The 24,112-nt window shown below is 72.5% G+C and carries 25 protein-coding genes; 18 read left to right on the top strand and 7 right to left on the bottom strand.

What is annotated here, in order from left to right; genetic code table 11:
* Positions 1 to 73: 73 nt before the first annotated feature.
* Positions 74 to 979, bottom strand: coding sequence for a proline iminopeptidase-family hydrolase (locus tag DEJ03_RS03305; protein WP_258370462.1), 906 nt, complete (start codon positions 977 to 979; stop codon positions 74 to 76).
* An 86-nt stretch (positions 980 to 1,065) separates the two neighbouring features.
* On the opposite strand from DEJ03_RS03305, the gene DEJ03_RS03300 reads away from it, so the two are divergent.
* Positions 1,066 to 1,797, top strand: coding sequence for a FadR/GntR family transcriptional regulator (locus DEJ03_RS03300; RefSeq protein WP_110863481.1), 732 nt, complete (start codon positions 1,066 to 1,068; stop codon positions 1,795 to 1,797).
* Between the two features lie 51 nt (positions 1,798 to 1,848).
* Here the strand turns inward: DEJ03_RS03300 and DEJ03_RS03295 are convergent, their stop codons facing one another.
* The gene (locus tag DEJ03_RS03295) at positions 1,849 to 2,412 is read right to left on the bottom strand and encodes a VOC family protein (RefSeq protein ID WP_035808811.1); all 564 of its coding nucleotides are present in this window, start codon (positions 2,410 to 2,412) and stop codon (positions 1,849 to 1,851) included.
* A 261-nt stretch (positions 2,413 to 2,673) separates the two neighbouring features.
* Between DEJ03_RS03295 and DEJ03_RS03290 the strand changes: the two genes are divergently transcribed.
* The 6 genes from DEJ03_RS03290 to DEJ03_RS03265 all read left to right on the top strand — a co-directional run bounded on the left by DEJ03_RS03290 (position 2,674) and on the right by DEJ03_RS03265 (position 9,919).
* Positions 2,674 to 4,239 carry an NCS1 family nucleobase:cation symporter-1 gene (locus DEJ03_RS03290; RefSeq protein WP_110863480.1) on the top strand — a complete coding sequence of 522 codons (1,566 nt, stop codon included), beginning with the start codon at positions 2,674 to 2,676 and terminating at the stop codon, positions 4,237 to 4,239.
* 159 nt (positions 4,240 to 4,398) lie between these two features.
* Positions 4,399 to 5,163, top strand: coding sequence for an aspartate/glutamate racemase family protein (locus DEJ03_RS03285; protein ID WP_110863479.1), 765 nt, complete (start codon positions 4,399 to 4,401; stop codon positions 5,161 to 5,163).
* The gene (gene allB, locus DEJ03_RS03280) at positions 5,160 to 6,536 is read left to right on the top strand and encodes an allantoinase AllB (protein ID WP_220034099.1); all 1,377 of its coding nucleotides are present in this window, start codon (positions 5,160 to 5,162) and stop codon (positions 6,534 to 6,536) included. Before DEJ03_RS03285 ends, allB begins: the two co-directional genes overlap by 4 nt.
* 43 nt (positions 6,537 to 6,579) lie before the next feature.
* A complete protein-coding gene (locus DEJ03_RS03275) occupies positions 6,580 to 7,833 on the top strand; it encodes an alanine--glyoxylate aminotransferase family protein (RefSeq protein ID WP_110863478.1) in 1,254 nt (417 codons plus the stop codon).
* A complete protein-coding gene (locus DEJ03_RS03270) occupies positions 7,830 to 9,089 on the top strand; it encodes an allantoate amidohydrolase (RefSeq protein WP_110863477.1) in 1,260 nt (419 codons plus the stop codon). Before DEJ03_RS03275 ends, DEJ03_RS03270 begins: the two co-directional genes overlap by 4 nt.
* Positions 9,086 to 9,919 carry a MurR/RpiR family transcriptional regulator gene (locus tag DEJ03_RS03265; RefSeq protein ID WP_110863476.1) on the top strand — a complete coding sequence of 278 codons (834 nt, stop codon included), beginning with the start codon at positions 9,086 to 9,088 and terminating at the stop codon, positions 9,917 to 9,919. The genes DEJ03_RS03270 and DEJ03_RS03265 overlap by 4 nt, the downstream gene beginning before the upstream one ends.
* On the opposite strand, the gene DEJ03_RS03260 is transcribed toward DEJ03_RS03265, so the two are convergent.
* Positions 9,886 to 10,395: an SRPBCC family protein gene (locus DEJ03_RS03260; protein WP_110863475.1), complete on the bottom strand. Its 510-nt coding sequence runs from the start codon at positions 10,393 to 10,395 to the stop codon at positions 9,886 to 9,888. The two genes, DEJ03_RS03265 and DEJ03_RS03260, sit on opposite strands and share 34 nt — an antisense overlap.
* A 144-nt stretch (positions 10,396 to 10,539) precedes the next feature.
* On the opposite strand from DEJ03_RS03260, the gene DEJ03_RS03255 reads away from it, so the two are divergent.
* From DEJ03_RS03255 to epsC, 3 genes are all read left to right on the top strand, one after another.
* Positions 10,540 to 11,577 carry a dipeptidase gene (locus DEJ03_RS03255; RefSeq protein WP_110863474.1) on the top strand — a complete coding sequence of 346 codons (1,038 nt, stop codon included), beginning with the start codon at positions 10,540 to 10,542 and terminating at the stop codon, positions 11,575 to 11,577.
* Positions 11,578 to 11,839: 262 nt separating this feature from the next.
* Positions 11,840 to 12,778, top strand: a complete 939-nt coding sequence (gene cysK, locus DEJ03_RS03250) for a cysteine synthase A (RefSeq protein WP_110863473.1) — start codon at positions 11,840 to 11,842, stop codon at positions 12,776 to 12,778.
* A 20-nt stretch (positions 12,779 to 12,798) separates the two neighbouring features.
* Positions 12,799 to 13,359 carry a serine O-acetyltransferase EpsC gene (gene epsC, locus DEJ03_RS03245; protein ID WP_110863472.1) on the top strand — a complete coding sequence of 187 codons (561 nt, stop codon included), beginning with the start codon at positions 12,799 to 12,801 and terminating at the stop codon, positions 13,357 to 13,359.
* 140 nt (positions 13,360 to 13,499) lie between these two features.
* Here epsC and DEJ03_RS03240 read toward each other — a convergent pair whose 3' ends face one another.
* The gene (locus tag DEJ03_RS03240; protein ID WP_209049853.1) at positions 13,500 to 13,799 is read right to left on the bottom strand and encodes an excalibur calcium-binding domain-containing protein; all 300 of its coding nucleotides are present in this window, start codon (positions 13,797 to 13,799) and stop codon (positions 13,500 to 13,502) included.
* Positions 13,800 to 13,940: 141 nt separating this feature from the next.
* On the opposite strand from DEJ03_RS03240, the gene DEJ03_RS03235 reads away from it, so the two are divergent.
* Complete coding sequence (locus tag DEJ03_RS03235) at positions 13,941 to 14,324, top strand: MmcQ/YjbR family DNA-binding protein (protein WP_110863470.1); 384 nt, start codon at positions 13,941 to 13,943, stop codon at positions 14,322 to 14,324.
* Between the two features lie 33 nt (positions 14,325 to 14,357).
* On the opposite strand, the gene DEJ03_RS03230 is transcribed toward DEJ03_RS03235, so the two are convergent.
* Positions 14,358 to 14,987, bottom strand: a complete 630-nt coding sequence (locus tag DEJ03_RS03230; protein ID WP_110863469.1) for an MOSC domain-containing protein — start codon at positions 14,985 to 14,987, stop codon at positions 14,358 to 14,360.
* A gap of 190 nt (positions 14,988 to 15,177) precedes the next feature.
* Here DEJ03_RS03230 and DEJ03_RS03225 point away from each other — a divergent pair, with 190 nt between their 5' ends.
* The 6 genes from DEJ03_RS03225 to DEJ03_RS03200 all read left to right on the top strand — a co-directional run bounded on the left by DEJ03_RS03225 (position 15,178) and on the right by DEJ03_RS03200 (position 19,940).
* Positions 15,178 to 16,014 (top strand): alpha/beta fold hydrolase, encoded by an 837-nt coding sequence (locus DEJ03_RS03225; RefSeq protein WP_110863468.1) that lies wholly within the window; start codon positions 15,178 to 15,180, stop codon positions 16,012 to 16,014.
* Positions 16,015 to 16,219: 205 nt separating this feature from the next.
* On the top strand, positions 16,220 to 16,774 hold the full coding sequence (locus tag DEJ03_RS03220) for an RNA polymerase sigma factor (protein WP_110862500.1): 555 nt from the start codon (positions 16,220 to 16,222) through the stop codon (positions 16,772 to 16,774).
* The gene (locus DEJ03_RS03215) at positions 16,771 to 17,451 is read left to right on the top strand and encodes a hypothetical protein (protein ID WP_146237635.1); all 681 of its coding nucleotides are present in this window, start codon (positions 16,771 to 16,773) and stop codon (positions 17,449 to 17,451) included. The genes DEJ03_RS03220 and DEJ03_RS03215 overlap by 4 nt, the downstream gene beginning before the upstream one ends.
* Complete coding sequence (locus DEJ03_RS03210; protein WP_110863466.1) at positions 17,448 to 17,756, top strand: hypothetical protein; 309 nt, start codon at positions 17,448 to 17,450, stop codon at positions 17,754 to 17,756. The genes DEJ03_RS03215 and DEJ03_RS03210 overlap by 4 nt, the downstream gene beginning before the upstream one ends.
* Positions 17,757 to 17,975: 219 nt before the next feature.
* Positions 17,976 to 19,235, top strand: a complete 1,260-nt coding sequence (locus DEJ03_RS03205) for an NAD(P)/FAD-dependent oxidoreductase (protein WP_110863465.1) — start codon at positions 17,976 to 17,978, stop codon at positions 19,233 to 19,235.
* A 15-nt stretch (positions 19,236 to 19,250) separates the two neighbouring features.
* Positions 19,251 to 19,940 (top strand): hypothetical protein, encoded by a 690-nt coding sequence (locus DEJ03_RS03200; RefSeq protein ID WP_110863464.1) that lies wholly within the window; start codon positions 19,251 to 19,253, stop codon positions 19,938 to 19,940.
* Positions 19,941 to 19,986: 46 nt separating this feature from the next.
* Here the strand turns inward: DEJ03_RS03200 and DEJ03_RS03195 are convergent, their stop codons facing one another.
* Entirely contained in the window at positions 19,987 to 20,346 is a 360-nt protein-coding gene (locus DEJ03_RS03195; RefSeq protein ID WP_110863463.1) for a UBP-type zinc finger domain-containing protein, read from the bottom strand.
* 140 nt (positions 20,347 to 20,486) lie between these two features.
* On the opposite strand from DEJ03_RS03195, the gene DEJ03_RS03190 reads away from it, so the two are divergent.
* Complete coding sequence (locus DEJ03_RS03190; protein WP_181422585.1) at positions 20,487 to 21,146, top strand: acetolactate decarboxylase; 660 nt, start codon at positions 20,487 to 20,489, stop codon at positions 21,144 to 21,146.
* A 31-nt stretch (positions 21,147 to 21,177) separates the two neighbouring features.
* On the opposite strand, the gene DEJ03_RS03185 is transcribed toward DEJ03_RS03190, so the two are convergent.
* Positions 21,178 to 24,045: an AAA family ATPase gene (locus DEJ03_RS03185; protein WP_110863461.1), complete on the bottom strand. Its 2,868-nt coding sequence runs from the start codon at positions 24,043 to 24,045 to the stop codon at positions 21,178 to 21,180.
* Between the last annotated feature and the right edge of the window lie 67 nt (positions 24,046 to 24,112).

Raw genomic sequence — 24,112 nt, 5'->3', positions numbered from 1 at the left:
TGACCCGGCCATCACCTTGCCTGGAGGCGCGGGGCGGGCCCGCCCCGCGCCTCCAGGCAAGGTGATGGCCGGGTCAGGCGTCGTCGTGCGCGGCCAGGAAGGTCGCGACGACCCGGCGGAACTCCGCCGGCTGCTCCAGGTGCGAGCAGTGGCTCGCACCGGGGAAGACGTGCTGCCGGACGTCGGCGATCCGCTCGACGAACGGCGCCCACGTGGCGGGGGTGGCCTCGTCGTGCTCGCCGGCGACGACGAGCGTCGGCACGGCGACGCGGTCGAGCCGGTCGACGATGGTCCAGTCACGCATCGTGCCGATGACGTGGAACTCGTTCGGGCCGTTCATCGTGTGGTAGACCGTCGGCTCGCGCTCCATCTGCTCCTCGGAGTCGACGAAGTCCGGATGGCTCGGGACCACGCGGCAGACGTGCCGCTCGTAGAAGACCTGCGTCGCCGCCAGGTACTCGGGGTCGTCGACGGTGCCGGCCGTCTCGTGCCGGGTCAGGGCGTCCTGCACGTCGGCGGGCAGCTGCGCGCGGAGCTCGGCGGCGCCGTCGACCCAGAGCTGCATCGACGCGGGGGAGTTGCAGATCGCCAGCGACCGGAGCCCCGCGGGCTGCTGCACCGCGATCTCGGCGCCGAGCATGCCGCCCCACGACTGCCCGAGCACGTGGTGGTCGCCGAGCCCGAGGTGCTCGACCAGGGCGGCGTACTCGTCGACGAACAGCTGCGGCTGCCAGGTGTCGACCGGCGCGTCCGGGCGGTGGCTGCTCCGGCCGCAGCCGAACTGGTCGTGGTGGACGACGGTCCGGCCGGTCTCGTCGGCCAGGGCCGCGAGGTTCCGGAGGTAGTCGTGGGCCATGCCGGGCCCGCCGTGCAGGACGACGAGGGGCAGCGCGCCCGCGACCGGGGTGTCGGGCGTGGTGACCCGGTACCAGGTCTCGCCGTCGCGGAACGGCATCGTGGATTCGGTGATGCTGGACATGGGGGTCAGCATGGAGCGGAAAAAGGTCCCACGCAATACCTTTTCTGCTGCCTTAACGTGGTCGTAACACCGCGAAGGGGGTCCGTGTGTCCGATCGTACGACCGAGACGCGCGTCGACGAGGTCGAGGACCGCCTCGTGACCGCCGTCGCCGTGGGCGAGTACCTGCCCGGCGCGAACCTGCCGCCGGAACGCGAACTGGCCGGCCTGCTCGGCGTCGCCCGGGTCACCGTGCGCGGTGCGATCGCGCGGCTCGTCGAACGGGGGCTGCTCGAGACCCGTCGAGGCCGGGGCGGCGGCACGTTCGTCCGCACCGAGTGGCCGGACAGCTCATCGGACGCCGTCGGACGGGTGCTGCTCGCCCGGTGGGAGGCGATCCAGGACACCGCCGACGCCATCGCGCTGCTGCACGGGGCGCTCGCGACGGCCGCCGCGGAACGGGTCACCCCGGACGACGCCGCCCTGATCCGTGCACGGCTCGAGGTGTTCCGCGACGCCACCTCGGGGCTCGAGAAGCAGCAGGCCGACGCCGTGCTGCACCGGACGATCATCGACGCCGCGCGGAACGACGCCCTGCGGACGGCGCTCGCCGGGTTGGAGGCGCAGATCTCCATCGCCGCTCCGGCGCACCTGTGGGGCACGGCCGAGGGCATGGCGGAGATGGAGACCCGCGCGCTCCACGAGCACGAACTGCTGGTGGACGCGGTGTGTTCGGGGCGGGCGCCCGAGGCGGGCGTGATCGCCCGGCAGCACGTCGGGATCGACGTCGAACTGCTCGAACGGGCCGTGCGGCGGACGGGGCAGGTGCCCCGCCACTGAGAGGACGGTCTGTCGGTCGGTGTGTTGGTCGGTCGGTGCGGCGGTCGGTCGTCAGTGCACGGCGGGTGCCGGCACCGGGTAGACGTCGTCCGGCATCGGCCACGGCGCCCACTTCGGCCGCGGCGCGTACACCAGGTACGGCTGCGGCGTCGGGTAGCTGACGAGCTCGAGCGTCGACCCCCACGGCGTGCGCGTGTAGACGAACCGGTTGCCGGCCCCTGCCTCGTCACCACGCAGGTCGCGCGGGTCGGAGTTCCGGGTGCCGCCGGCCGCCTCGACCCGGGCGAGCGTCTCGTCCAGGTCGTCGGCGTACATCGCCAGGTGCTGCCATCCCAGGTCGGACGGGTGTGCGGCGTTCCGCTGCTCGGGCCCCAGGTACTCGAACAGCTCGAGCCCCGGCCCCTCCGGCAGCGCGAGCATCCGCATGGCCCCCTGCGCCATGGTGCTCGGGATGCCGAGGTAGCCGTGCGCCTCGGAGCTGCTGTTCGGCGTCTCGTCACGACGCCGCATGTCGTACAGGACGACGGCGTCGAACGCCGCCTCGAAGAACTGCGTGGCTGCGTCGATGTCCGGCACCGTGACGCCCACGTGGTCGATCCTGATTCCCCTGCTCATGGTCGATTCGTACCACCGGCGGTCAACGCCGCTCGGGTCCGGGCGGGGTCCGTGCGGGGTCGGTGCCCATCGATGCGGCAAGCCGCAGCACGGCTCCGGGCGCGGTCGGCGCCGGTCTCGGCCACCGTTCCGGAACGGTCGTTCCAGGACGGGGTGCGGGACACACGACCGTTACACGAGGGAAACGGCGGGGGCGAAGTCGCTCCGTAGCTTCGTGCTCAAGCACGCACCGCCCCGCTTCCCACTCCCTCGGAGGACGCCATGGCTACCGACATCGCGACACCAGTCGCCGCGCCCCACGCCCCCACCACGACCGCCGCTCCCGCCCCAGCGGGCGCCGGTGTCGTCAAGCCCGGGTACGACCCGGCGCTCACGAACGAGGACCTCGCCCCGCTGCGCGAGCAGCGCTGGACGAGCTACAACTTCTTCGCCTTCTGGATGTCCGACGTGCACTCGGTCGGCGGCTACGTCACCGCCGGGTCGCTCTTCGCCCTCGGCATCGCGAGCTGGCAGGTGCTCATCGCCCTGGTGGTCGGCATCCTCATCGTGCAGGTCTTCGCCAACCTGGTCGCGAAGCCGTCGCAGCGCACCGGTGTGCCGTACCCGGTGATCAACCGCGCGGTGTTCGGCGTGCTCGGCGCGAACGTCCCCGCCATCATCCGCGGCCTGATCGCGATGGCCTGGTACGGCGTGCAGACGTTCCTCGCCGCCCAGTCGCTGAACATCATCTTCCTCAAGTTCATCCCGGCGTCGGCGGGGCTGCTCGACCACTCGTTCCTCGGGCTGTCGGCCCTGGGGTGGATCTCGTACGCGATCCTCTGGGTGGCACAGGGCGCGCTGTTCTGGATGGGCATGGAGGCGATCAAGCGGTTCATCGACTGGGCCGGTCCGGCGGTCTACGTGGTGATGATCGCGCTCGCGGTCTACCTGGTCAGCCAGGCGGGCATCGGCAACATCTCGTTCACCCTGTCGGTCGGCGAGCCGCTGTCGTTCGGGGCGTCGATCCCGGTGATGCTGTCCGCGGTCGCCCTGGTGGTCAGCTACTTCTCCGGCCCGATGCTGAACTTCGGGGACTTCTCGCGCTACGGACGGTCATTCCGTGCGGTCAAGCGCGGCAACTTCTGGGGACTGCCGATCAACTTCCTGTTCTTCTCGGTCCTGACGGTGCTCTGCGCCAGTGCGACGGTGCCGGTGTTCGGCAAGCTCATCACCGACCCGATCGAGACCGTGCAGGCCATCGGAGCACCCTTCGCGATCCTGCTCGGTGGCCTGACCTTCGTCACGGCGACCGTCGGCATCAACATCGTCGCGAACTTCATCAGCCCCGCGTTCGACTTCTCGAACGTGGCACCCCGGAAGATCTCGTGGCGGGCCGGTGGCATGATCGCCGCGGTCGGCTCCGTGCTCCTCACCCCGTGGAACTGGTACGGCAACGACCAGGCGATCCTGTACACGCTCGGGGTGCTCGGTGCGCTGATCGGCCCGCTGTTCGGGATCCTCATCGCGGGCTACTACATCGTCGGCAAGCAGCGCATCGCGATCGACGACATGTACTCCACGAGCCGTACCGCCCGGTACTGGTACCGCGGCGGGTTCAACCCGAACGCCATCTGGACCCTCGTGGTCACCGGCGCGGTCTCGGTGGCGAGCGCGGTCCTGCCCCCGGCACTCGATGTGCTGCCGTGGCTGTCGAGCTACAGCTGGTTCATCGGGTGCGGCCTGGGCCTCGTCGTCTTCTGGGCGCTCGAGCGTGTCCGGCCGAGCATGCCCGTGCTCGACGCGGACGACCCTTCGGTCGACGACGGCGCGACCGTCGGTCGCGCCTGACCCCCGGCGTCGCGGCTCGCCCTCCACAGGGCGGGTCGCGGCGCTCGGTCGTCCACAGATCCACACAACGGCCGGGAGGCCCGCCCCGCCCCCGCCACCATGGTCACCACCCAGCACCACCGGTTCCACCGCTCCACTCGCTCCACCGGAAGGACCCCGATGCGCATCCGCGTCGTCAACCCCAACACCACCGCGTCGATGACGCGGGCGATCGGCATCGCGGCCCAGGCCGTCGCCGCGCCCGGCACGCTGGTCGAAGCGGTCGAACCCTCGATGGGGCCGGCCTCGATCGAGAGCCACTACGAAGAAGCCCTGGCCGTGCCCGGGCTGCTCGAGCAGATCGCCCGCGGTGAGCAGGACGGGGTGGACGCCTTCGTCGTCGCCTGCTTCGGGGATCCGGGGCTCGACGCTGCGCGGGAGCTCGCGACGGTGCCGGTGATCGGGATCGCCGAGGCCGGGTTCCACGCCGCCGCGATGCTCGGCCGCCGGTTCGGTGTCGTCACCACCCTGGCGCGGACGACCGGCCGCGCCCACGAGCTCGCCCAGCGCTACGGCTTCGCCCCGCTCGTCACGGAGATCCGGGCGTGCGAGGTCCCGGTGCTCGAGCTCGACGACCCCGAGTCCGGTGCACGGGCGCTCGTGATCGAGGAGTGCCGAGCGGTCATGGACGGGGGAGCCGATGCCGTCGTGCTCGGGTGCGCGGGCATGGCCGACTTCTGCGCCGAGGTCTCGCTGGCCATCGGGGCACCGGTCGTCGACGGCGTCGCGGCAGCCACGGTCCTGGCGGAGTCGCTCGTCCGGCTCGGGTTGTCCACGGGCAAGCGCGGCGAGTACGCCCTGCCGCCGGTGAAGGCGATGTCGGGGCTGCTGGCGGGCTTCGAACGCCACCCGGCGGCGGTCGCGACGGCCGGGGCGGGCGCGTGACGGGCCTCCCGGCGGGCGACACGGCAGACCTGGTCGTCCGCGCGCAGCGAGCCTGGGTCGACGGGGCGTTCCGCCCGGCTGCGGTCGTCGTCCACGACGGCCGGGTCACCGGCGTCCTGCCCGTCGACGCGGTCGTCGACGCCGTGCAGGACCACACCGTGCCGGCCGGGCAGGTGCTGCTCCCCGGACTCGTCGACACGCACGTGCACGTCAACGAGCCCGGCCGCACCGAGTGGGAGGGCTTCGCGTCCGCGACCCGGGCCGCCGCGATGGGCGGGGTCACCACGATCGTGGACATGCCGCTCAACTCGATCCCCGCGACCACCACGGTCGAGGCGCTCGCCGTCAAGCGTGCGAGCGCCGAGGGCAGGGTGGCGGTCGACGTCGGGTTCTGGGGTGGCGCGGTCCCCGCGAGTCTCGGGTCGCTCGACGCCCTGCACGATGCCGGCGTCTTCGGGTTCAAGTGCTTCACGGCGCCGAGCGGTGTCGACGAGTTCCCGCACCTCGACCCCGAGCAGCTCCGAGCCGCGATCGCCGAGGTCGCCCGGATCGACGCCCTGCTGATCGTGCACGCCGAGGACCCGGAGCACCTCGTGCCGCACCGTGCGCTCGGCGGCCGGTACGCCGACTTCCTGGCCACCCGGCCCGTCGCCGCCGAACGGTCCGCGATCGCGCAGGTCATCGACGGCGCGCGGGCGACCGGGGCGCGGGTGCACGTGCTGCACCTGTCCGACGCGGGCGCGCTGTCGATGCTCCGCGCGGCGAAGGATGACGGCGTCCGGATCACGGTCGAGACCTGCCCGCACTACCTGTCGTTCGAGGCGGGCACGATCCCGGACGGCGCGACCGCCTACAAGTGCTGCCCACCGATCCGCGACGACGCCAACCGCGACGCGCTGTGGGCCGGTGTGCTCGACGGCACGATCGACCTCGTCGTGTCGGACCACTCGCCCTCCACCGCCGATCTGAAGACCGACGACTGGGGCCTCGCCTGGGGCGGGGTCGCCGGCCTGCAGGTCGGGTTCCGGGCGGTGTGGACCGAAGCCGAGCGTCGCGGGATCCCGCTCGAGGCGCTGCTCCCGCTGTTCACGACCGGTCCGGCCGCCCTGGTCGGGCTGCGCGACCGCGGGGTGATCGCTCCCGGTGCCCTGGCGCACTTCGCCGTGTTCGACCCGTCCGCCGAGTCCGTCGTCGACGTCGCCGGGCTCGAGCACCGCAACCCGGTGTCCGCGTTCGACGGGCTCTGCGTGCGCGGCAGCGTCACCGAGACCTGGCTCCGCGGCCGGCGCATCGCCACGGCGGACGGCGGCGTGGTCGGCGTCGAGGGGCAGCTGGCCGGACGGCCCGTGCTCGCCGCGGAAACACCCCTGTAACGATCGTTCCGGTATCGTCGGATCAGGAACGGAAGGAACCACCATGCTCCCAGTGAACCCACCCGCCCGTCTCCTCATGGGGCCCGGCCCGATCGACGCCGACCCGCGCGTGCTCCGTGCCCTGTCGACGCCGCTCGTCGGCCAGTACGACCCCTGGATGACCTCGACGATGAACGAGACGCAGGCGCTCTACCGCCGCGTGTTCGGCACCCGCAACGACGCGACGCTGCTCGTGGACGGCACCTCGCGTGCGGGGATCGAAGCGGTGCTGGTGTCACTGCTCGCCCCGGGTGACCGCGTGCTCGTGCCGGTGTTCGGTCGGTTCGGGCACCTGCTCGCCGAGATCGCCGGCCGTGCCGGGGCCGAGGTCCACACCATCGAGACCGACTGGGGTCAGGTATTCACGCCGTCCGCGATCGAGTCGGCCATCGCCCGCGTCCGTCCGAAGGTGCTGGCGGTCGTGCAGGGCGACACCTCGACCACGATGAACCAGCCGCTCGACGAGCTCGGTGCGATCTGCGAGCGGTACGGCGTCCTGCTCTACACCGACGCCACGGCGACGGTCGGCGGCAACCCGCTCGAGGTCGACGCCTGGGGGATCGACGCCGTGAGCGCCGGGCTGCAGAAGTGCCTCGGCGGCCCGTCCGGCAGCGCACCCGTCACGCTGTCGCCCAAGGCCGTGGCCGTGCTCGACGAGCGGCGGAGCGTCGAGGCCGGCATCCGCGAACCCGGTGACGACGTCGCCGACGAACCGATCCGCTCGAACTACCTCGACCTCGCGATGATCCTCGACTACTGGGGCCCCCGCCGCCTGAACCACCACACCGAGGCCGCTTCGATGCTCTACGCCGCCCACGAGTGCGCCCGCATCCTGCTCGAGGAAGGCCGCGACGCCGTCGTCGCCCGCCACGAGACCGCCGGGCGCGCGATGCTCGCGGGGGTGCAGGCCCTCGGGCTCCCGGTCTTCGGCGACGTGGCCCACAAGATGCACAACGTCGTCGCCGTCGAGATCCCGTCCGACGTCGTCGGCGACCAGGTGCGCGGCGCGATGCTCGACGACCACGGGATCGAGATCGGCACCTCGTTCGGGCCGCTGCACGGTCGGGTCTGGCGCATCGGCACGATGGGCTACAACGCCCGGAAGGACACCGTGGTCACGACCCTGGCCGCGCTCGAGCACACCCTGCGCCGGGCCGGGCACGCGGTCCCGCACGGCGGTGGTGTCGATGCCGCCCTCGACGTCTTCCGCGACGACACCGCAGCGGTCGCTCCCGCCGGGGCCGAGGTGCTCGCGTGAGCGCCGTGCCCGTCCTGAACGCCACCGCCGTGGGCACCGCCGACGCCGAACTCGTCGCCCGCTGCTGCGACGAGCTCGCCGCCCTCAGTGCCGAACCGGGCCGGATCACCCGCGTCTACCTGTCGCCCGAGCACGCCCGGGCGAACGCCCTCGTCGCGGGCTGGATGCAGGACGCCGGACTGTCCACCTGGCAGGACGCCGCCGGCAACCTGCACGGCCGGGCCGCGGGCGCGACGCCCGACGCCCCCGTGCTGCTGCTCGGCTCGCACCTGGACACCGTGGTGGACGCCGGACGGTACGACGGCGTCGTCGGGGTGCTCATGGCCATCCGCACCGCCGCCCGGCTCACCGCGGACGGTCCGCTGCCCGTCGCGCTCGAGGTCATCGCGTTCTCCGACGAAGAGGGCACGCGCTTCGGCAAGGCCCTGCTCGGGTCGTCCGCGGTGGCCGGCGTCTGGGACGACGCCTGGTGGGACCTGGCCGACGGTGACGGCGTCACGCTCCGGCAGGCCTTCACCGACTTCGGCCTCGACCCGGAGCGCGTCGGCGACGCCGCGGTCGACCCGGCGTCGGTGGTCGGCTACCTCGAGGCACACATCGAGCAGGGGCCGTACCTCGAGCAGGCCGGGCAGGCCCTCGGGGTCGTCACGAGCATCGCGAGTGCCCGCCGGTTCTCGGTCGAGGCCGTGGGAGAGGCCCGGCACGCCGGCGGCACCCCCTACGAGCGCCGGCACGACGCGCTGCTCGCCGCCGCCGAGGCCGCGCTCGCGGTGGAACGGATCTGCCGGGCATCGCACCAGGTCGGCACCGTCGGCACGATGACCGTCGAACCCGGAGCCGTCAACGTCGTCCCCGGGCTCGCACGGTTCTCCGTCGACCTGCGCGGCGAGTTCGACGACGAGCGCGACGAGGTCTGGGACGAACTCACCAAGGCCTTCACGCTCATCGGTGAACGGCGCGGGGTGAGTGTCACCCCGACCGAGGTGCACCGTGCGCCCGCGGTGTTCTGCTCGCCCCGCCTGATGGACGCCGTCCGCGCCGGGATCGTGTCGACGGGCGAGACCGCGCCGATGGAGCTGTTCTCACGAGCCGGCCACGACGCGATGTCGCTCGGACTCGTGACCGACGTCGCGATGCTGTTCCTCCGCAACCCCGACGGCATCAGTCACCACCCCGACGAGTTCGTGTCGACGCCGGACATCGCCCTCGGCCTCGACGCCCTGGCCGTCGCCGTCGACCGGGTGGCCCGCGCATGAGCACCGCCGGCCCCGACGTCCGCGCCCGGATCGACTCCGTCTGGGAACAGCTCTCGCCCGCCGAACGTCGGGTCGCCGCGATGGTCCGCCACGACCCGGAACTCCTGCTCGTCGGCACCTCCGCCGAACTCGCGGCCGAGTCGGGCACCTCGAAGGCCACGGTCTCGCGACTCGTGCGGTCGCTGGGGTTCCAGGACGCCGCCGAGGTCCGGCAGAACCTGATGTCCGCACGGGGTTCGGGCCTGCCGTGGGTCGCCGAGGACGCCGCCCACGTCGACCAGCGCGCGGTCGAGGCGCGCAACCTCGACGCGGCCTTCGCATCCCTCGGCCGAGCGGACCGCCCGCGGCTGGCCCGTCGGATCGTCCGTGCCCGCCGCGTGCTCGTCCTCGGTGAACGCGGCGCGTACCCGATCGCGCTGCAACTGCGGTCCCAGCTGGCGCAGGTGCGGTCCGACGTCCGGGTCGGTCCGTCGCCCGGGCAGCGGCTCGGGGAAGAGGTCGCCGACCTCGACCGGCACGACCTCGTGATCCTGGTGACCGTGCGTCGGCACACCGCCGGGGTCGAACGGATCGTCCGGCACTGCGTCGACTCAGGGGCGGACGTCATCGTCCTCGGCGACCCGACGGCCGCGGTCATCGCCGCACCCGCCGCCACCGCGATCCTCTGCCCGGTCGACTCACCGTCGGCGTTCGACTCGATGGCCGCGTTGTTCGCCGTCGTCGCCGCGATCACGAACGACGTCTACGACGCCTCGGGCCCGGGTGGCCGGGTACGGGTCGACGCCGTCGCCGCCGCCTACGACGCGCTGGGGGAGCTCGCTGCGCCCTGATCGCCGTCGGATCCGGCGCGCTGCTCGGCACGCAGTTCGGCGGCGAGCGAGGCGTTTCGGTCGGCGATGAGCTTCGGCATGTACCGGGCCAGCGCGAGCACCTCGGCCAGGCGGCCCAGCGGGCCGAGCGGTGCGCGGAACGTGATGGTGTCGACCATGCGCGTGCCGCCGGCCGACGGCTCGAACCGGTGCTCGTGGTGGAACCGGGCGAACGGCCCACGCACCTGTTCGTCGACGAAGCGGTGGGGCGCCTCCAGGGCGGTGATCCTGCTCGTCATCCGCCAGACGATCCCGAAGTGCCGCGCACGCCAGGTGACGGACTCGCCCAGGCCGATCGTACCGGCCGTCGTGCCGGCGACGGCGCGTTCGTCGGTCGCGGCCATCGATCGCTCGTGCGCGCCGATGTCGAGCGACAGCGCGAAGGCGCGCTCCGGCGGAACCGGCAGGTCCGTCACGACCCGGAACGAGACGGTCACGACGTCGGCCAGACCATCGGGTCGGACCGGTCGTCGTCGGCGTCGCCGAGCTCGGGGACCGAGAGCACCAGTCGCTCGGTGCGGAGGGTGACGGGCTGCACGGTTCGAGCCTAGCCACGACGGCGCGGGCGGTAGCGTCGGGGGATGACGTTCGACGCGCTCCCGTTCCCGGTCATCGACGGCCACAACGACCTGCCCTGGGAGCGCCGTGACAGCCACGACTCCGGTGTCGAGGGCATCGACACCGAGACCGACTCGCTGCACACCGACATCCCGAAGCTCCGTGCCGGCGGCGTCGTCGGGCAGTTCTGGTCGGTGTTCGTGCCCGCGGACGACCCGGACCCCGTGACGACGACGCTGCAGCAGGTCGACCTCGCACACCGGATCATCGAGCGCTACCCCGACGACCTCGCGCTCGCCCGCACCGCCGCCGAGGTCCGTGCCGCCGTCGACTCCGGCCGGATCGCGTCGCTGCTGGGCGCCGAGGGCGGGCACTCGATCGGCGACGACCTCGCGGTCCTCCGCACCCTGGCGCGGCTCGGCGTCCGCTACATGACGCTCACCCACAACGACGACACCCCCTGGGCCGACTCCGCGACCGGGGAGCGGGCGCACGGCGGCCTGACCGACCGCGGACGGCAGATCGTCGCCGAGATGGAGCGGATCGGCATGCTCGTCGACCTGTCCCACACCGCACCGGCCACCATGCGGGACACCCTCGACGTGGCGACCCGGCCCGTCGTGTTCAGCCACTCGTCGACCGTCGCGATCGACGACCACCCGCGGAACGTGCCCGACGACGTGCTCGCCCGGTTGGGCGACAACGGCGGCGTCGTGATGATCACCTTCGTGCCGAAGTTCGTGTCGCGGGCGTGGGCGGACTGGGAGGAGTCGGGCATGGCCGGCGAACCGCCCCTGGTCACGGTGTCGGACGTCGCCGACCACGTCGAGCACGCCCGCGACGTCGCCGGTGTGGCGCACCTGGGCCTCGGCGGCGACTACGACGGCACCCCGGTGCTGCCGCCGGGCCTGCGGGACGTGTCGCGGTACCCGGTGCTCGCGGCGGAGCTCGTCCGACGCGGCTGGGGTGAGTCGGACCTGCGGGCGCTGGCCGGCGGCAACGTGCTGCGGGTGCTCGAGGCGACCGACGAGCGGTTCGCCCGGACGGCGTTCGTGCGCTGACGCGGTGGGGCGAGCCGCGAAAGCGACTCTCCTCGGCGCTGGTCGTGCTCACTCCCGCGAAAGCGACAGGTGTCCGCAAACCTTCCGCGGGCATCTGTCGCTTTCGCAGGCCTGGGCAGGAAGGGCCTGGAGGCGCGACTCGCGTCCGGGCGCGCACGCGCCGTCACGGACAGGACCGCCTGGGGTCCGGTCGCTAGGATCGGGCGCACACCGCGCCTCCAGGAAGAGCGATGCGCGACCTGAGCTGCGAAGGACGGACCGGATGAGCGGCACCATCTACGAGAACATCTCCCAGGCGTTCGGCAACACCCCCCTCGTCAAGCTGAACCGGCTGCCGAAGGCGGGCGGAGCCGAGGTGCTCGCCAAGCTCGAGTTCTACAACCCGGGTGCCAGCGTCAAGGACCGTCTGGGCGTCGCGATCATCGACGCCGCCGAGGCCTCCGGTGCGCTGCAGGCCGGTGGCACCATCGTCGAGGGCTCGTCCGGCAACACCGGCATCGCCCTCGCGCTGGTCGGCGCTGCTCGCGGGTACCGGGTCGTCATCACGATGCCCGAGACCATGAGTGTCGAGCGCCGTGCGGTCATCCGTGCGTACGGTGCCGAGATCGTCCTGACCCCCGGGCCCGAGGGCATGAAGGGCGCGGTCGCCAAGGCCGAGTCGATCGTCGCGGAGACCCCCGGCGCCATCCTCGCCCACCAGTTCGAGACGGCTGCGAACGCCGAGATCCACCGGAAGACCACGGCGGAGGAGATCCTCCGCGACACCGAGGAGCACGTCGACGTGTTCGTCGCGGGGGTCGGCACCGGCGGCACGATCACCGGTGTCGGGCAGGTGCTCAAGGAGCGCGTACCCGGCGTGCAGATCGTCGCCGTCGAGCCGAAGGACTCGCCGCTGCTCACCGAGGGCAAGGCCGGTCCGCACAAGATCCAGGGCATCGGCGCGAACTTCGTGCCCGAGATCCTCGACCAGAGCGTCATCGACGAGGTGTTCGACGTCGAGCTCGACGACGCGCTCCGGGTCGCCCGTGCCCTGGCGACGCAGGAGGGCATCCTGTCCGGCATCTCGTCCGGCGCGATCATCCACGCGGCCCTCGAGATCGCCGCACGCCCCGAGAACGCCGGCAAGCGGATCGTCGCCATCGTGTGCGACACCGGAGAGCGCTACCTGTCGACGGTGCTCTTCGAGGGGCTCACTGCGTGAGTCGTCCTCTTCGACGAGGCGTGCTGCGGACCATCCGGGAGGACCTGTCCGCAGCACGCCGCGGTGACCCCGCTGCCCGCGGCGACCTGGAGAACGCGATCGTCTACTCAGGGTTGCACGCCATCTGGACGTACCGGGTGACCCACCGTCTCTGGAACGCGCAGGGGCTGCCCGGGTCCCGGTTCGCGGCCCGCCTGCTCGGGCAGGTCGCACGGTCGGTCACCGGCATCGAGATCCACCCCGGCGCGCGCATCGGCCGTCGGTTCTTCATCGACCACGGCATGGGCGTCGTGATCGGCGAGACCTCGGTCATCGGTGACGACGTGCTCGTGTTCCACGGCGTCACCCTGGGCGGACGCGGCGGAGACCACGGGCCGGGAGCCCGACGGCACCCGGTGGTGGGGGACCGCGTGGTGCTCGGCGCCGGGTCGTCGCTGATCGGGGCGATCACGATCGGGCCGGACTCCGTCGTCGGTGCCAACACGGTGGTCACGAAGGACGTGCCGGCGGGGTCGGTCGTCACGGGCGTCGCCGGGACTCCGCGTCCCCGTTCCGGGCACGAGGGCGTCCCGACGCTCTGAACGCCCCGCGTCGCGCCGCCCGCGCACGCCGGGGCGCACCGGGCACGCAGAACACCGGTGTTCGCGCATCGCACCCAGGCGTGCGGGTGTCAGGACGCGAACACCGGTGTCTTGCCGGTGTCACCGAGCGAGCGGGAGCGTCAGCTCTTCTCGCAGGCGATGCCGTCCTTGTCGCGGTCGAGCTTGGTGTTCGCCTTGTACAGGGCGTCGTCCTTCTTCACCGTGCCCTTGAGCGCACGGTAGGTGGTCTTGCCGCCGGAGACGACCTTGTTCTTCGTGACGGACTTCTTGGCGATGCCGCCGGAGTACACCTTGTGCACCGCGGTGCAGTTGGCGTAGGACTTCGGCGCGGCCTGCGCGGTCGAGGTCCCGCCGACGACGACGGTGGTCGCGAGGACGGCGGTGGCGGCGGCGATGCCGAGGGTACGGATGATGCGCACGGGTTCCCCCTGGAACTGGTGGTGATCGCGCGAGCGACCGCCGCGTCGGGTGCGCGGCGTGGTGATCCTACGACGTGATCGACACTCACGACCTGCCCCCGAACGGGGTGCGCTGTCGGCGGCCTGCGGCATCCTGGTCACATGGACGGCGAGCAGCTGCACGACATCGCGAGCCGCACGGCGCTGGCGTTGCCGGCGGCCGTCGAGACCCAGCCGTTCGGCGAGGGCTCGGTGGTCTACAAGGTCGTCGGCAAGATGTTCGTGATGGTCACCGAGGTGCGTGGGACCCCGATCGTGAACCTCAAGTGCGCGCCGCCGCACGGGGCAGCGCTCGTGCGTGACCACGACGAGATCACGCCCGGGTGGCACATGAACAAGCGGCACTGGATCACGCTGACGCCGGGCGACGGCATCGACGAGACCCTGGTCGAGGACCTCGTGGCGAACGCCTACGACCTGGTCGTGGCCGGGCTGCCCGTGGCGAAGCGTCCGATCGACCCCTCGCGCGGCGTGCTGCCGAGCTGATCGGGCCCGACTGGCCCGACGGGCCCGACCGGCTCAGGCCCGCGCCGCGACCTTCGACAGGTCGTGGACGACCTTCGGTGCCAGCCGTTCGCCCGACTCGAGCACGGCCCGTGCTCGATCGGGCGCCAGGTCGCCGAAGATCTCGCCGATGGTCACCCCGTGTTCCGGCCGGTGTATCACCTCGACGGGGTCACCCGCGGCGACCGAACCGGACTTGACCACGCGGAAGTACGCCCCGGGCCGCCCCTCGTCGGCGAACCGCTTCACCCACCCGTCGATCCCCATGCGCCGGGCGAAGGTGCCGCAGGGTGTGCGGGGGACCGTCACCTCGAGCACGAGGGTGTCGCCGATCCGCCAGCGTTCCCCGGTCACGGCCCCGGTGACGTCGATGCCGCTGGTGCGGAGGTTCTCGCCGAACAGGCCGGGCGGGACCTCGCGTTCGAGCAGGTCGGCGAAGTACGCGGCGTCCTCGTCGGCGTAGGCGTACACGGCCTGGTCCACACCGCCGTGGTACTTGCGGTTCGCCTGCACGTCGGCGCGCAGGCCGAGTGGCCGGACCCGGACGCTGCCGGTGACCGGGCGCTTGTCGATGGCGGTGACGCCGATGATGCCGGAGTCGGGCAGCAGGCGGTCGACGCGGCAGACGGCGGTGACGAGCGACATGGGATCAACTCTGGTGCACACACGCCCCCGCACCAAGCCGGGCCCGGCCCGGCCCGGCCGGATCGGGATGAATGACCCAAGCGGTCGCCGGAGCGCCGGTCCTACGGTGAAGGGGCTTCGGTCTCCCGCCGAACGGGAGGCAGCGGCCAGTCCGCGTCACATGTGGAGCAGAAACTCACGGAGGTTCACGATGGCGTTCGTCACCACGAGCGATGGTGCAGAGATCTTCTACAAGGACTGGGGGCCGCGCGACGCGCAGCCGATCGTCTTCCACCACGGATGGCCCCTGTCGTCGGACGACTGGGACGCGCAGATGCTGTTCTTCCTGGGCAAGGGCTACCGGGTGATCGCGCACGACCGCCGCGGGCACGGGCGTTCGTCGCAGATCGGCACCGGTCACGACATGGACCACTACGCGAGCGACACGGATGCCGTCGTGCAGCACCTCGACCTGCAGAACGCGGTCCACATCGGGCACTCCACCGGTGGTGGCCAGGTCGCACGGTACGTCGCGCAGTACGGCGAGCCCCAGGGCCGCGTCGCGAAGGCCGTCCTGGTCTCGTCGGTGCCCCCGATCATGCTGCAGAGCGACACCAACCCGGAGGGCACGCCGATCTCGGTGCTCGACGGGTTCCGGAGCGCCCTCGCCGGGAACCGCGCCGAGTTCTTCCAGGCCGTCGCCGAGGGTCCGTTCTACGGGTTCAACCGTCCCGGCGTGGAGGTCTCCGCCCCGGTGGTCGCGAACTGGTGGCGCCAGGGGATGACGGGCAGCGCCCTGGCCCACTACGAGGGCATCAAGGCGTTCTCGGAGACGGACCAGACCGAGGACCTCAAGGCGATCTCCGTCCCGGTCCTCGTCACGCAGGGCGACGACGACCAGGTCGTGCCGTACAAGGCGGCCTCGCTCAAGCAGGCCGAGCTGCTCAGCAACGCCACGCTCAAGATCTACGAGGGCTACCCGCACGGGATGCTGACGACCCACGCGGACGTCATCAACCCCGACCTGCTCGCCTTCATCCAGCAGTAGGACGAGCCGACCGGCAGGAGGACGAGCCGACCAGCAGGAGGGCGAGCCGACACGCACGACGTCAGGGGCGCGCACCGGAACCGTCCGGTGTGCGCCCTTCGGTGTGTGACGAACGCGGTGCGGGATGCGTCCCACCAGTACCCGTCCGACGACGGTGGACGGACGCACCCAGCCGTTCACCATCCACCACCAGTAGAAGGAACGCGTGCACCACCAGTCCCTCGCCGAGCTCGACGACGCGGTCCTCGCCGGCCGGTCGTCCGACGGCGACGTCCGGGCCTTCGAGGTCCTGATCCGTCGCCACACCCCGCTGCTCCGCGCCTACGCCCGTCGGACCCTCGGTTCCACCGACGAACTCGACGACGTCGTGCAGGAGACCTTCATCACCGCGTGGGACCGCCTCGACTCCCTCGAGGACCTCGCGCGCGTGAAGTCGTGGTTGATGCGCATCCTCAGCCGGAAGTGCCTCGACCGGATCCGCGCACGCCGCATCCACGACGACGTCACCGAGCTCGAGGTCGCCGCGCCCGCCGACGACGCACCCGACCGGGTCGCCGAGGCGCGCTCCCGCGAGGACGCGGTCGAACGTGCGCTGGCCGAACTGCCCGAAGCCCAACGACGGTGCTGGATCATGAAGGAGGTGCTCGAGTACCGGTACGACGAGATCGCCGCCGAACTCGACCTGCCACCCTCGACGGTCCGGGGACTGCTGTCCCGAGCGAGGAAGAACATGATCCGACTCATGGAGGGATGGCGATGACCGACCACGACGGCATCCGACCGGACCTGCCCGACAGCCCCGAGGCACTCGACGCCCTCGAACCGGGTGACCTCGACGGCCACTCGATCGACGAACTCGCCGACTACCTCGACGCAGGCATGCAGCCGGCGGACCCGAGCATCGACGACTCGCCCGCCTGCCAGAACGCCCTGGCCGCGATCATCCGCGTCCGCCACGCATCGCTCCGCTCGCTCGAGGCGGCCGCCCGCGACGAGGCCCCGGCCGACGAGTCCTGGATCAGCGGCGTCCTGGCGAACATCTCGATCGAGTCCCGCTCCGGACGTGACGTCCCGCTCCGCCCGCTGTCCGAGACGGAGCGCCCCGTGATGACCGAGGGCGCCATCCGCTCCCTCATCCGCCGCACCGGCGACGAGGTCCCCGGGGTCCTGGTGGCCCGCTGCCAGCTGAACGGTGACGTCACCGAACTCGCGTCCCCGATCCGGGTGGTCGTCGAGATCGCGATCGCGTCCGGCCCCTCGATCCCCGCGACCGCCGAGCTGGTCCGCACCGCCGTGGCCGGTGCCCTGGCCGAGCAGACCGACCTGCTCGTCGAAGCGATCGACGTCGTCGTCCGCGACCTGCTGCCGGACCCCGAGCCCGGCACCGACGAAACAGGCGCCGACGAGCCCGGCACCGACCCGGAGGAGGCCCGATGAGCACCACCGACGAGACCCTCGCCGCGATCGAGGCCGCCGTCCTCGAGGTCCCCGGGGTCACCGACCTGTACCGCTCCCGCCCGACGGTCGCGAGCGCCGTGCAGGCGGTCCGCAGCATCGCCACGAGCACCGGACCGCTCCGGATCGTCGTCGACGACGACGCCCTGCGCGTCGTCATCGGCACCGACGGCTTCCGCCCGGCCCCCGAGGTCGCCCGCGCCGTCCACGACGTCGCCCTGGCGACCGCCGCGGCACACGGCCTGGCGCTCAGCCGCGTCGACGTGCGCGTCGCGCGGGTGGGCTGACCGCGACCACAGACCGGACGGGAGGCCCGTGGCGACGCCGCCACGGGCCTCCCGTCCGCCGTGGGCGCCGCTGATCCCGCCCGGCGCGACCCGACGCCGCCTCCGGTGCCGAAGGAGACCCTCGCAGGACCACGTGCAACGCGCCGGCAGTCCGTAGCGTGCTCGTGAGGGAGCGGCAGCAGTTCCGCACCGATCGTCGTCGCACGGACCGGAGGAACCATGGAGACCGACGCCGCCGTGGTCCTGTCACGTCGCGTCCGTGTGTACGGACGGCCGTTCGACGCGGACTCCTACGGCCTGCGGGACTTCCTGTCGCGCTCCGTGGTGCAGTTCGACTGGTTCCCGGTCGACGTCGGCGGGGTCGGGGGCGCCGTCCGGATCGATCCGTCGCGGCTCCCGCTCGTGGTGTTCCCCGACGGCACGGAACTGGTCGCACCAACCCTGCGCGAGGTCGCCGACCGGCTCGGGTGGATCCACGCACCACGACGCCAGGAGTACGACCTGTCCATCTACGGCGCCGGTCCCGCCGGGCTGTCCGCGGCCGTGTACGCCGCCTCCGAAGGGCTCGACGTCGTGCTGCTCGAGCGGGACGCCGTGGGCGGGCAGGCCGGGTCGAGCAGCCTCATCGAGAACTACCTGGGGTTCCCCGAGGGGATCGCCGGAGCGGACCTCGCCGAGCGCGCCCGGGAACAGGCCGTCCGGTTCGGCGCCGAACTCCTGGTGATGCGCGAGGGCGTGCGCGGGGTCTTCCACGACGGCCGCATCCACGCCGACCTCGCCGACGGCGGCCACGTCGTCGCCCGTGCGAACATCTGCGCGACCGGTGTCGACTGGCGTCGGCTCGGGCTGCAGCGCGAGCAGGAGCTGCTCGGCTGCGGTGTCTACTACGGTGCCGGGACGAGCGAGGCCGACGGCTGCGCCGGCGAGCAGGTCTTCGTGGTCGGCGGGGCGAACTCGGCGGGCCAGGCGGCGATGAACCTGTCCCGCTCCGCGGCGCACGTCACGATGCTCGTGCGGGGCGCGTCGCTGTCGGCCACGATGTCGGAGTACCTGAGCGCCAGGATCGCGGCCGCACCGAACGTGACGGTCCGGACGGGCTGCCAGGTCTCGGCGCTGCACGGAGACACCCGACTCGAGTCGATCGAGGTGACCGACGGCGACGGGGCCACGGTGTCGCTGCCGGCCACGCGGTTGTTCATCTGCATCGGCGGACGACCGGACACGAGCTGGGCCGAACAGACGCCCATGGTCCGCGACCGGCTCGGGTACCTGGTCACCGGCCCGGACCTGGACGCCGTCGACGGCTCGCTCGACCAGTGGCCGCTCGAGCGTCGTCCGTTCTGGCTCGAGACGAACGTGCCGGGGTCCTTCGCCGCCGGGGACGTCCGCGCCGGGTCCGTCAAGCGCGTCGCCGCAGCGGTCGGCGAGGGCGCCATGGCCGTGACCTTCGTCCACCGCCACCTGGCGACGAGCGACTGACCGAGGAGTCCCGTGATGCCCGACGAACCCGACACGACACTGCCGACCGCCGCCGAGTCGATCACCTCCCTGGACCGGCCCACCGCCTTCTTCAACGCCCTGATGACCGAGCACTTCGTCCTCGAGAGCGCGCGGAGCATCACGGTCAGCGAGTCGAGCAGTCGCTCCTCGCTGTACCTCACCACGCTCTCCAGCTCGCTCGTCGCCTTCGGGTTCCTCGCGCACACGCCCTTCGCGCTCGGGTTCCTCGGCGCGATCATCCCGGTGATCGTCCTGCTCGGCGCGTTCACCTACGAACGCCTCGTCGAGACCTCGCTCGAGGACGTCGCCGCGCTCGCCGCGATGCAACGGATCCGTCGCTACTACGGTCGGCTGCTGCCCGAGGCCGACACGTACTTCCCGATGCCCCGCGGCCGGCACGCGGCGAACGAGCTGCTCGACATCGGCCGGGCCCCGTCGTGGTACCGGCTGCTGTTCACGATGTCGTCCGCGATCGCGGTGGTGAACTCGATCGTCGCCGGCGCCGGGGTCGCCATCCTGGTCGACCAGCTCGGCGTCGACGACCCGGGTTCGATCGCGTGGGGCGTCGGATCGGCGGTGGTGCTGGCCGTGGCACACCTGTCGTACCAGGTGCGGTCGCACACCACGATGCACGAGGTGATCGCCCGGTCGGAGGCGCTCGACACCGACCGCAGGCTGCCCTGACCGGTCGCGGGAGGCCGCGACCGGCCGCGACCGGCCGCGACCGGTGTCAGCGTCGCTCGGCCAGCTGCTCCGACCAGTCGCGGGGGAGCCGGTCGGCCGGGCCCGGGACCGACTGGGTCGTCGGGTGCGCCTGCGGGTCGGCGAGGCGGGGTCCGTCCACGAAGTCCTGCATGACGAAGTCCCAGAACCACCCCTCGCCGGGCTCGAACGACTGCATGACCTCGTGCCCGGTGACCGCGAAGTGCGCGGTGGCGTGCCGGTTCAGGGAGTCGTCGCAGCAGCCGACGTGCCCGCAGGCGGCGCACCGACGCAGGTGCACCCACCACGAGCCCGTCGCGTCGCACTCCACGCACCCCGTGCCGGACGGGGGGACGGACGGGGAGACCATGTTCGCGCGTGCACTCATGGTCCAACCGTGCGCCGCGCACCCACCGGAGCGCTTGAGTCAAACGGCGCTGGTCCCGCGCGGGCGGACTTCCTACGGTCGAACCGGGGCCGGACGAGGAGTGCGTGGTGCGGGAGACGACGGATGACAGGACCACGTCCTTGACGACCCTCGCCACGTGGGCGCAGCAGGTCGTCGACGATCCTCGGCACCGACGACCGGCCGTCCACGTCCCGGTCGCCGTGGCGGACCTCGGTCGGCACGGCACCCTCGGGCTCGGTGCGCTCGCCGGTACCGGCACCGGCACCGCCGATGGCCTGGTCGTGTTCGACCGCCGGTGCTTCCGGATGCTGCCGGACGGCGCCGCATCGGTCGCGGACACGGCCGACCCGGTCGCGTTCGCGGTCGTCTCGACGTTCTCGCCCGACCTGGTGGTGACGGTCGCGTCGGTCGCCTCCGTTGCCGACCTGGAGGCCCGGATCGCCGCCGTCCTGCCGCCGCGCGACTTCGCGGTGGCGGTCTCGGTCGACGGCGTCTTCGACGAGGTCCGGACCGAGGACGGCACGACCGGGACGACGGTGCACCGCGCGGTGACGGGGCGTCTCGTCGGCTTCCGGACGCCGGGCCCGGGCGGGGTCCGTGCCGACCTGCACCTCGGGTTCCTCGACGCCACCCGCACCCGCGCCGGAGCGCTCGCCGGGTTCGCGGGTTTCTCCGGACGGATCGAGCTCGGCTTCTCCACCGCGCCGCACCTGGCGGTTCCTGCGCTCGGTGCCGGGTTCGACGACGACCGCGATGTGACCCGATGTGACCCGGAGTGACCCGGTGCGCCCGGCGCTGCCCGACCGGAGGTCAGCCGGAGCGGTGCTGCCGGAACCGCGCCGCGAGCTCCCGGCGGGAGGCCACGCCCCACTTCGCGTAGACGTGGCGGACGTGGCTCGTCACCGTGTGGGTCGAGATGAACAGGTCGGACGCGATCTGCTGCGTCGTCAGGCCGGCGGCGACCCGTTCGACGACCTGGGCCTCGCGAGCGGTGAGCCCCGGGAGTCCCGAGGCGCCCGACGCAGCGGGGTCGGCGGTGGCCGCCCGGACGGTCACGCCGACGCCCCGCAGGTGCCGCCGCGACCGTTCGGCCTCGCGCAGGGCACCCGCACTGTCGAACAGCTCCGTCGCCTCCCGCCACGCCTCGACGGCCGCGGGCACGGAGCGCCGCCGCAGGGCGCTCCCGAGGTCCTCGAGCGCCGCGGCCAGCACGAGCCGGCGGTCGACCCGGCGCAGCCGCTCCACCGCCGCACCGAGGTGCTCCACGGAGTCGTGGACGAGTCCGTGCACGTGCAGCCAGGTCCCGCCGCACAGGTCGTTGTCCGGGTTCGCCGTGGCCCGGAGCCGTGCCACCCGTTCGATCCGCTCGAGCCGGTCCCGTCGGCCCCCACGGATCGCGATGCGCGCGAGGTGGACGTCGTCGGCGAAGTCGGCCGGGCTCGACATCGACGCGATCGGTTCCTCCAGGCTCCGCCACGCCACCTCGCTGCGGTCGACGGCGGCCCGGGCGTCGCCGTGTGCGTCCGCTTCGAGCGCCAGCAGCCACGAGCCGGAGCGTGCGAAGGCCGGATCGGCGTGCAGGGCCTCGGCGAAGTGCCGCGTCCGGTCGGCCGCTGAGCGGTCGCCCTGCAGCAGCGCCGTGCGGAAGAGGACCGTCCCGGCCGTGAGCGCAGCGAACTGACCGAGCTCCAGGTCCTCGGCCAGGTCGAGGACCGACTCGGCCGACGTCTTGGCGTCCTCGAGACGGCCCTGGTCGAAGAGCACCCGCGTGCGCAGCATCATCCAGGCAGCCGTCGGGCGGGCCAGGTGGTTGCGACGGGTCTCGATGGCGTTCGCCTCGGCGATGCGTCCGGCACGGTCGGTGTCGCCGAGTGCACCCGCGAGGAACGCCACCCAGAGTCCCTCGGGCAACCAGGTGCTCGACGAGCCCCCGGTGGCAGCGATCCGGCTCATCGCCGACGTGATCGCCTGCGTCGCATCCGCGAACCGGCCCTCGTTGAAGGCGAGCACGGACGCGCTGGCCTCGAAGGTGGCGACGGCGACCGGGTCCGCCTCGCGGTCGACCGTCGCCCGGGCTTCCCGCAGCGCGGTCGCGAGGTCCGCGTGCCGCCCGGCCTGGGCGAGGTTCAGCGCGCGGACGGCGAGCAGACGCGACCGCACGCCGGCGCTCACGCCGGGCAGGGCCAGCGCGGACTCGACCGTCCGCAGCGCATCCGGCGTCGAGCCCTCGGTCTGCAGCCGCGCCAGGGTGAGGTGCAGGCGTGCGTCGTCCTCCGGGGCGAGGCGGCCCTGCAGGGCGTCGAGCAGCGCACGGGCCTCGGCCGTCCGACCGCTGTGCCAGAGCAGCGGCAGGACGTCGACGACGACGCCGGGCAACGCCGGGGTGCCGTGCGCGAGGTCGGCGGCGCGGAGGGCGAGCGCGCCGGCCTCGGTGGGATCCGTGCTCGCGAGGTCGATCGCCACCGTGCGCAGGACCTCGGCGGCGCGGACGTCCCCGCGCTGCGCCACGGTGGCGATGCGCGCGGCGATCGAGACCGGTGGGACACCCTGCCGCAGGAGTTCGTCCACCGCTTGCCGGAGCAGGTCGTCGCGGACGGCCGCGGGGATCATCGACTCCGCCGCCTCGCGGAGGACGTCGTGTCGGAACGACAGGTCCGTGCCGTCGTCGACGAGCACCCCCGCCTCGATCGCTTCCTGCAGTCCGGGGAGGAGCCGCTGCACCGGCTGGTCGAGCATCGCCGACAACGACCGCACCGAGAACGAGCGTCCCAGGGTCGCTCCGACCTGCACGAGCTGCTGCGTGGGCTTCGACAGGCGTCGGAGGCCCTCGCGGATCGACGCACCGAACCTCGCCGGCAGTGCAGCGCCCGGCATCGTGGCGACGCCGTCCACGATCGTCAGCAGGCCTTCGTCGACGAGCCCGCGGACGAGTTCGGCGACGAGGATCGGGATGTGCTCCGTCCGGCGCGCCGCACGCAGGACCGAGCCGTCCGGCGTCGCGCCGACCAGGTCGGCGATCATCGCGGCCGTGGCTTCCTTGTCGAGCGGGTCGAGGTCGACGAGCCGTCCCGTCGCGGCGAGCTCGTCGACGGTCGCCGTCACCGGCGGGTCCTGGTGCTCGGTCCGGACCGCGACGACCCAGAGCACGGGGACGTCGGCGAGCCGGCGCGACAGCGATCGGAGCACCGCCAGGGTCGTCGTGTCGCACCACTGCAGGTCGTCGACGACGACCACGACGCCGTCCGACGCCGCGGCCCGCTCCAGGTCGTCCTGGAGCTGCTGGAGGAGCCAGTACCGCGCCTCCGGGTCCAGCGTCACCGCGCTGAGCCGGACGCGGTCGGAGATCGGCCGGGGCCCGGCGCCGAGCGCGTCCATGATCGGTGCGAGCGGGATCAGACGTGCGTCGCGGTCCGTGCGACCGACGGCCACGCGGAGGCCGGCCGCGGTCGCCTGGTCGACGACGTCCTCGAGGAGACGCGACTTGCCGACCCCCGCTGCTCCGCGGACGACGAGCACGTCACCAGCACCCCGTGCCAGACCGGCCACGGCATCGGCGACGAGGGCCTGCTCGATGCTCCGGCCGCGGATCGGCAGCCGGTTGCTGGGCACGGCGGACACCGGCACGGAGACCTCGTCTCCGCGGGGGAGCAACTCCTCGTCCGTCAACACGGCGGCCACCAGTCCTCGTCGGTGGCTGGAGTCTACGAACGGACCGCGGGCTCGCGACGGGCCCTGCCGTTACCCC

This window comes from Curtobacterium sp. MCLR17_043 (assembly GCF_003224215.1).
Lineage (GTDB): Bacteria > Actinomycetota > Actinomycetes > Actinomycetales > Microbacteriaceae > Curtobacterium > Curtobacterium flaccumfaciens.
This window is presented reverse-complemented; position numbering and strand designations above follow the sequence as displayed.

What these genes read in the sequence shown, in the direction of transcription:
- DEJ03_RS03305 (WP_258370462.1), bottom strand. Translation starts at nt 979, where the DNA reads ATGTCCAGCATCACCGAATCCACGATGCCGTTCCGCGACGGCGAGACC.
- DEJ03_RS03295 (WP_035808811.1), bottom strand. Translation starts at nt 2,412, where the DNA reads ATGAGCAGGGGAATCAGGATCGACCACGTGGGCGTCACGGTGCCGGAC.
- DEJ03_RS03290 (WP_110863480.1), top strand. Translation starts at nt 2,674, where the DNA reads ATGGCTACCGACATCGCGACACCAGTCGCCGCGCCCCACGCCCCCACC.
- DEJ03_RS03285 (WP_110863479.1), top strand. Translation starts at nt 4,399, where the DNA reads ATGCGCATCCGCGTCGTCAACCCCAACACCACCGCGTCGATGACGCGG.
- DEJ03_RS03275 (WP_110863478.1), top strand. Translation starts at nt 6,580, where the DNA reads ATGCTCCCAGTGAACCCACCCGCCCGTCTCCTCATGGGGCCCGGCCCG.
- DEJ03_RS03265 (WP_110863476.1), top strand. Translation starts at nt 9,086, where the DNA reads ATGAGCACCGCCGGCCCCGACGTCCGCGCCCGGATCGACTCCGTCTGG.
- DEJ03_RS03255 (WP_110863474.1), top strand. Translation starts at nt 10,540, where the DNA reads ATGACGTTCGACGCGCTCCCGTTCCCGGTCATCGACGGCCACAACGAC.
- cysK (WP_110863473.1), top strand. Translation starts at nt 11,840, where the DNA reads ATGAGCGGCACCATCTACGAGAACATCTCCCAGGCGTTCGGCAACACC.
- DEJ03_RS03235 (WP_110863470.1), top strand. Translation starts at nt 13,941, where the DNA reads ATGGACGGCGAGCAGCTGCACGACATCGCGAGCCGCACGGCGCTGGCG.
- DEJ03_RS03230 (WP_110863469.1), bottom strand. Translation starts at nt 14,987, where the DNA reads ATGTCGCTCGTCACCGCCGTCTGCCGCGTCGACCGCCTGCTGCCCGAC.
- DEJ03_RS03225 (WP_110863468.1), top strand. Translation starts at nt 15,178, where the DNA reads ATGGCGTTCGTCACCACGAGCGATGGTGCAGAGATCTTCTACAAGGAC.
- DEJ03_RS03215 (WP_146237635.1), top strand. Translation starts at nt 16,771, where the DNA reads ATGACCGACCACGACGGCATCCGACCGGACCTGCCCGACAGCCCCGAG.
- DEJ03_RS03210 (WP_110863466.1), top strand. Translation starts at nt 17,448, where the DNA reads ATGAGCACCACCGACGAGACCCTCGCCGCGATCGAGGCCGCCGTCCTC.
- DEJ03_RS03205 (WP_110863465.1), top strand. Translation starts at nt 17,976, where the DNA reads ATGGAGACCGACGCCGCCGTGGTCCTGTCACGTCGCGTCCGTGTGTAC.
- DEJ03_RS03200 (WP_110863464.1), top strand. Translation starts at nt 19,251, where the DNA reads ATGCCCGACGAACCCGACACGACACTGCCGACCGCCGCCGAGTCGATC.
- DEJ03_RS03195 (WP_110863463.1), bottom strand. Translation starts at nt 20,346, where the DNA reads ATGAGTGCACGCGCGAACATGGTCTCCCCGTCCGTCCCCCCGTCCGGC.